The organism is Methanobrevibacter sp. UBA417, assembly GCF_002508845.1.
Lineage (GTDB): Archaea > Methanobacteriota > Methanobacteria > Methanobacteriales > Methanobacteriaceae > Methanobrevibacter_A > Methanobrevibacter_A acididurans.
The window spans coordinates 1-4,124 of the sequence record NZ_DAZC01000018.1; the positions used below are offsets into that span (position 1 = coordinate 1).

7 protein-coding genes are annotated in these 4,124 nt (G+C 27.8%); all 7 read right to left on the bottom strand.

What is annotated here, in order from left to right:
* Positions 1-27: 27 nt before the first annotated feature.
* The 7 genes from BP769_RS02930 to tnpA all read right to left on the bottom strand — a co-directional run bounded on the left by BP769_RS02930 (position 28) and on the right by tnpA (position 3,983).
* A complete protein-coding gene (locus tag BP769_RS02930; RefSeq protein WP_413862019.1) occupies positions 28-249 on the bottom strand; it encodes a hypothetical protein in 222 nt (73 codons plus the stop codon).
* 31 nt (positions 250-280) lie between these two features.
* Positions 281-553 carry a hypothetical protein gene (locus BP769_RS02935; protein WP_413862021.1) on the bottom strand — a complete coding sequence of 91 codons (273 nt, stop codon included), beginning with the start codon at positions 551-553 and terminating at the stop codon, positions 281-283.
* Between the two features lie 37 nt (positions 554-590).
* Complete coding sequence (locus BP769_RS02940) at positions 591-1,154, bottom strand: hypothetical protein (RefSeq protein ID WP_413862023.1); 564 nt, start codon at positions 1,152-1,154, stop codon at positions 591-593.
* Positions 1,155-1,253: 99 nt separating this feature from the next.
* Positions 1,254-1,412 carry a hypothetical protein gene (locus BP769_RS02945; RefSeq protein WP_413862025.1) on the bottom strand — a complete coding sequence of 53 codons (159 nt, stop codon included), beginning with the start codon at positions 1,410-1,412 and terminating at the stop codon, positions 1,254-1,256.
* Between the two features lie 50 nt (positions 1,413-1,462).
* Positions 1,463-2,293, bottom strand: a complete 831-nt coding sequence (locus BP769_RS02950) for a hypothetical protein (protein ID WP_413862027.1) — start codon at positions 2,291-2,293, stop codon at positions 1,463-1,465.
* A 143-nt stretch (positions 2,294-2,436) separates the two neighbouring features.
* Positions 2,437-3,558, bottom strand: coding sequence for an IS200/IS605 family element RNA-guided endonuclease TnpB (gene tnpB, locus BP769_RS02955; protein ID WP_413862029.1), 1,122 nt, complete (start codon positions 3,556-3,558; stop codon positions 2,437-2,439).
* A gap of 20 nt (positions 3,559-3,578) precedes the next feature.
* Positions 3,579-3,983: an IS200/IS605 family transposase gene (gene tnpA / locus BP769_RS02960; RefSeq protein ID WP_413862031.1), complete on the bottom strand. Its 405-nt coding sequence runs from the start codon at positions 3,981-3,983 to the stop codon at positions 3,579-3,581.
* Positions 3,984-4,124: the final 141 nt, after the last annotated feature.

Sequence of the window (4,124 nt, forward strand, 5' to 3'; positions counted from 1 at the left end):
TTTAGGCTCGTGGTAGTTCACGTACTTTTATTCAATCTTTTTTATTTTATTAACTACATCCTTTAAACACCACCAATAATTACCCCGTATTAATGCCCATTCGCCATCTTTTTTATCAATAATACATTTATATTTTCTTTCTTCTAACCATTCATCATCAGTTTCCATTACTATACTTAATTCTACATTATCACCCATAAATATCGGTTCACCAGTTTTATATGTATAACCTGTATTGGCTTTATCCATTGAATCATCCTTTCTCATTTATAATTTATCTTTAAAATGAATGATCTTTTAATTCTTCAACACTATTAAACTGAATATACTCACCGTCATTTGTTACAACATATGGATTTTCTATACCATGACCACAACACGCACTCCTCACACCAGGTATATAACCTAAACATCCATCATACCCCTCTTTAGTTTGCATTTTACTACAGTATCTGCATGGTCTTATATCAGTTATATCTTCTTTCGTATCAGAATATACCCATTTAATACCATTATATTCTATTCCATAACCATGAGTTGTTGATTTTGTCATTTTTATTTATAATTCCCCTTTTCATTATATTTTATCTTTATATTACTGTTATATTATCTCTTGTGCAATAAGAACACATTGGTAAAACAATATTATTTAATATTTCCGTGTCAATATCCTTATCAATATATGCCTTACCAAGCTTATATCCTCTATTATAATCAGTTGGCGTTATCCAAATATAGTGAGTACCATCTTTAAGTGTCAATTTACTATAATCCTTACCTACTCTATAGTGAACTACATTATCCCTATCTTTTAAATGAATATAGTTTAAAACAATATCTGCTTTGCTCTCATTATTTGTAATTATTCCAACCCTTTTATTTAAATTTCCTATATCAGAATGTTGTTCAATGCTAAATTTGCTTAATATGTATTCTTTTCTTAAATTAACCGCTTCATTATTTTCATCAACCTTATATAATTCATAGTCTGAATAATATGGTTTCATACTAAATGTTTCTTCCACACCTTCATCTAAAATATTTATACCCTCTTCATCAATAAATGTACTACCATATAGCAAATAATTATATTTTTTTAATAATTTTTTTAATTCTTTTCTGAATTCTAATACCTTAATATTGCTTTGTTTCATTATAAAATCATCCCCTCTTTCTTTATAGTTCTTCTTTCATAGTTAAATGCTATTTAGATTACTATAAATACTATCTAATTTAAATCACTAGATTACCTTCTATTTTTTTTCTACCTCCCAATAATATGTATATCCATTATCTTTATTGCATAATATTCTGAAATCAACTTCTTTATTTTCCTCTTTAGTGTCTAGAAATCTTAAACATTTATCATGCTTAACACAATTCTTGTTACTGCAAGTTGCTATATGATACATCTTAATTCTCCTTTTTATTTATATTTTGTTTTTTAAATAAAATTTAACTTTTATGCTATTTTTAATAAATTATCTAAATCCAAACCTAATTTAACCGCCCAATTTCTTACTATTTCTTCTACTTTATAAGTTTCTTCTTCTGTTAATGAATTTAAGTAACTGCCGTTCTTCTTTCCTCTGCTCTTAATATTTATTCCTAAAATATAATTCATTTTGGCATATAATTCTCCAAAAGCTTTATTAAACATACCATTGTATTCTTTTACAGCTATTGTTCTTACTATTCTATTAATCACATCCTTGGATTCTATAATAGTTAAAGCATGAGTTGATATTTCTTCATTTTCTTTTTCCAATTCTTTTATTCTTTTATTTTTAAGTGCAAACAATTTAGCATTTACTACACACACTTCATCATAATTACCTGACATTTCTGCTTCTACTCTATCCAACATTAATTGTTTCTCTTCACTAATTTCATTAACCACATTTTGTACTATTTCTGGTGAGGATTCTTCGGTATCTTGCACTACATCTAAAAGTCTAGTTCTAACTTCCTTAGCTACTTCACTATCTCTCAGAAGCATGCCTATACGAAGTATTGCACGCTTAGGAAACAATAAATTGTTTCTGTTAGAAAAACGTTGACCATTTGTTTCAAAATATCCTCTGTAGTTAGTAAGTAAAATGTTTTTACTTACTAAAAATTTTTTCGTGTCTTTTCCTGAAAGATTTTTAACTCCATCAGACATTATCTCTTCCCTATTTGATGATATTTGCATCCTTATTACGCTCATATCTACTCCATAATAATTTGCTATTTGTTCTGTAGTTGCATATTCTGTATTAGGTAATAATAATAATTCTCCAACCCTATCCAATACTTCAGTTCTGTGAACCTCCCATCACTGAAGTGACGGGCTTCTAGGATTACTCCTAAAGTTTCCCACATCATAGTCCTCGTAACCTACTAACTCCATGGGCGTTATAATTCGGATAGTTCCTACCCTACTTTTTATTTATATTAAGCATTTATTCCTAATTCTTTTAGTCCTTGCTTGAGTATATTTTTACTAGCATTTTCATCTCTATCATGAATTGCTCCACATTCAGAGCATACCCATTGTCTTATACTTAAACATTTTACTTCTTTATTGATGTTTCCACATTCATTACAAGTTTGACTTGATGCAAACCATGGATTAATCTTATGATATATTCTATCGTTCCACTGTGCTTTATACTGTAATTGTTTTGTAAATTCACTCCATGATACATCACTTATTGCTTTTGCTAAATTATGATTTTTAAGCATACCACTGATGTTTAAATCTTCACTTATAATAATTTGGTTTTCTTTTACTATTTGTGAAGATAGTTTATGTTGAAAATCATTTCTTATGTTTGCTATTTTCTCATGCAATTTAGCAATTTTTTTAGTTTGTTTCTTATAATTATTGCTATGTTTTTGCATTTTACATAACTGTCTTTGTAATTTCTTTAACTGTTTCTCATATTTATATAATATCTTAGGATTTTCTATATGGTTATTATTTGTATCTATTAGAAATTCCTTAACTCCTAAATCAAAGCCTATCTTATTGTTGTTTTGAGGTAATTCTTCATGCTCACATTCTACATTAAAACTAACATAATATTTTCCACTTGGAACTCTACTAACTGCTGCAAATAATATCTTTCCAGTAAATATTCTATGTAGTTTAGTTTTTACCTTACCCAATTTTGGTAATTGTACTAAATTATCATCAAACAATACTTTAATATTATTGTTTGTGAAATTGGTTGTATATGAATAATAATGATTATGTTTTGATTTAAATTTAGGAAATCCAGTATGCTCCTTAAAAAACTTTTGATAAGCATCTTGTAAATTAAAAATAGAATTCTCTAAAGCAAATTTATCTACTTCTTTAAGCCAAGGATATTCCTTTTTTAATTGATTTGTCATATATTTTTTAGAATCAAATTTAGACAAAGACTTCTTTTCAGTTTTATATAATTCTATTTTTTTTGCTAACATCTGATTATATACAAATCTACAACATCCAAATGTTTTTGCTAGTTGTATCTCTTGCTCTTTTGTTGGATATATCCTGTATTTGTAACCCTTTATTACTGTTTTCATAGATAAATTCACCTCACTTTCTATTTTTCTTTCTGACTTTTTATATAATTTCTTATTTGTTCTTCTGTATTTTCACTTACTGTAGCCACAAAATATGAAGGATTCCACAAATGTCCTCCCCATAGTTTCTTTTTTAGAAACACTCCATATTCTTTCATTAATAGTCTCGCACTTACTCCTTTTAATGCCTTCATAATATCTGGAATATAGTGTTGCGGACTGCATTCTATTAATAAGTGTATGTGGTCTGGCATTGTTTCCATTTCTTCTATTTTGAAATTATTATCTTCGGCTATCTTATATATTATTTCTTTTAGTCTATTTTCTATATCTCCTTGTATTATTTTGTGTCTATATTTTACACACCATACTATATGATATTGTATTGAATAAACATAACCTCTACCTGTATGCACTTCTGACATATGTTACCACCTCATATATAGTGTAACATATGTTATTATTATAAACAACTATCTATAAGGCTTTATACATTATTTTTATTCGACATATGTCGTCCCTAACTCATGACTGAAGTCACGAGGGTGCGGGGCGACAACCTCAAT

Excerpts from the sequence above, each read along its gene's own strand:
- BP769_RS02940 (WP_413862023.1), bottom strand. The coding sequence starts at position 1,154 with ATGAAACAAAGCAATATTAAGGTATTAGAATTCAGAAAAGAATTAAAA.
- BP769_RS02930 (WP_413862019.1), bottom strand. The coding sequence starts at position 249 with ATGGATAAAGCCAATACAGGTTATACATATAAAACTGGTGAACCGATA.
- BP769_RS02945 (WP_413862025.1), bottom strand. The coding sequence starts at position 1,412 with ATGTATCATATAGCAACTTGCAGTAACAAGAATTGTGTTAAGCATGAT.
- BP769_RS02935 (WP_413862021.1), bottom strand. The coding sequence starts at position 553 with ATGACAAAATCAACAACTCATGGTTATGGAATAGAATATAATGGTATT.
- tnpA (WP_413862031.1), bottom strand. The coding sequence starts at position 3,983 with ATGTCAGAAGTGCATACAGGTAGAGGTTATGTTTATTCAATACAATAT.
- tnpB (WP_413862029.1), bottom strand. The coding sequence starts at position 3,558 with ATGAAAACAGTAATAAAGGGTTACAAATACAGGATATATCCAACAAAA.